The organism is Candidatus Erwinia dacicola (assembly GCF_001756855.1).
GTDB classification, from domain to species: Bacteria; Pseudomonadota; Gammaproteobacteria; order Enterobacterales; family Enterobacteriaceae; genus Erwinia; species Erwinia dacicola.
Genome location: NZ_MAYS01000595.1, coordinates 1 through 1,510, shown reverse-complemented (window position 1 = coordinate 1,510; position 1,510 = coordinate 1). Strand labels below are relative to the sequence as shown.

Sequence of the window (1,510 nt, the reverse complement as noted above, 5' to 3'; positions counted from 1 at the left end):
TCAGGTCAGTCATCGTAAGATTGCTGAACTCGAACACACGCTCAACACCAGAGGGCGGAAATCTCTGGGCTATCATTCTCCCAATGAGGTGTTTCAACGCACTTACTGGCGGCATAAGCCCCCTCCGCTTTGTTCCGTTTCAACTGGGAATGGGGCATTGCCCCAGCAGATTGACCGCTGGGAAGCGCTCAGCAAATCGACGGACAGCTAAATTTATGGGGGTATGAGCTCCCATATCACTGCCACCGCCTAATATCTCAGGCGAAAAGCGCCGAAAACGATAAGCAGAAAAGCCGCGGCAACCACCATAAATGCCACAGAAAGATCAGCAAGATGCGCAATCCAACCGATCAGTGCTGGACCGCCGAGTACACCGAAATAGCCCAGCGTCGCCACCATCGCGACCGAGCGGTTGACCGGCATGCTTTTCTCCTGCCCAGCTAGAGTTATCAATACCGGGACAATGTTCGCCGCGCCAATCCCCACTAGTGCAAAGCCTAACAGCGTCATCGGCCAACACGGCAGCAGCACGGCGATCAGATAGCCTGCAATCCCCAGCCCGCCGCCGATAATTAATATTCTCTTGCGCCCCAGCCTGCTCACTACGGCGTCACCCAGCATGCGCATCAGGGACATGGCAATCGCAAAGGCGGCGAATCCCCATCCGGCATGCTGTATTGCTATAACCCGATCCTTAGTGATAAATATTCCACCCCAGTCGAGAATAGCGCCCTCAGCCATAAAGCAGATCATTGCCATGACGGCCATTAGCATCAAGCGCAGGTTTGGCCGCACCGCTCCACCTTCCTGCGACTGCTGTTCATTACCCGGTGAGGTCAGCAACCCGCGAAAGGCCAACGTGCAGACCAGCATAATCAGCACTATCGCGATCCAGCTACTGAACAGCGGCGACATTCCCGCATCGAGCATCAGCGCACCGCCACCGGCGCCAGCTATCCCTCCGACACTCCATAGACAGTGAAAACCGGACATTAAAGGCTTGCCCGCCGCCTGTTCTACCAACGTCCCCTGAACGTTGACGGCAACGTCAGCCAGTCCGATGCCCATGCCGAAGACAAACAGGCTCAGCGCCAGCAGGTTAATGTCACCGAGCGTTGCCAGCAGGGGCAGCATCAGGCAATACAATACTACCGATCCACTAATCACCTTACGGCAGCCCAGTGCACCAATAACGTGCCCGGAACCCAGCATCGCGATAAGCGACCCGGCCCCAAGGCACAGCAGAAGTAATCCAAGATTGCCGGGTTCCGCGTGCGTGCGCTGCTGGGCGTAGGGCACCAGCTCGGCCCACAATCCCATCGCCATACCGGTGACAAAAAATATCGCCCGCGTGCCAAAGCGTCTGGCCGGACTGGCGTCAAAAGTTATGGTATCTTCAAGTGACAAAGGCAGCGCTCCTCATTGAAAGTTACTTTTTAAAATAATTTAAATAAGTTGGCAGTGTATTGGCACGGTCGACCAGCCCCATTCCCAGTTGAAACGCAACAAA

General features: G+C 55.4%; 2 protein-coding genes. One reads left to right on the top strand and one right to left on the bottom strand.

Annotated elements, in window-relative coordinates; translation table 11 throughout:
• Window positions 1-211, top strand: a 211-nt coding sequence (locus tag BBW68_RS19290) for a hypothetical protein (protein ID WP_222563101.1), incomplete at its 5' end; no start/stop codon positions are given.
• A 38-nt stretch (window positions 212-249) separates the two neighbouring features.
• Here the strand turns inward: BBW68_RS19290 and BBW68_RS14690 are convergent.
• Entirely contained in the window at window positions 250-1,320 is a 1,071-nt protein-coding gene (locus BBW68_RS14690) for an MFS transporter (protein ID WP_083264938.1), read from the bottom strand.
• Window positions 1,321-1,510 lie beyond the last annotated feature (190 nt).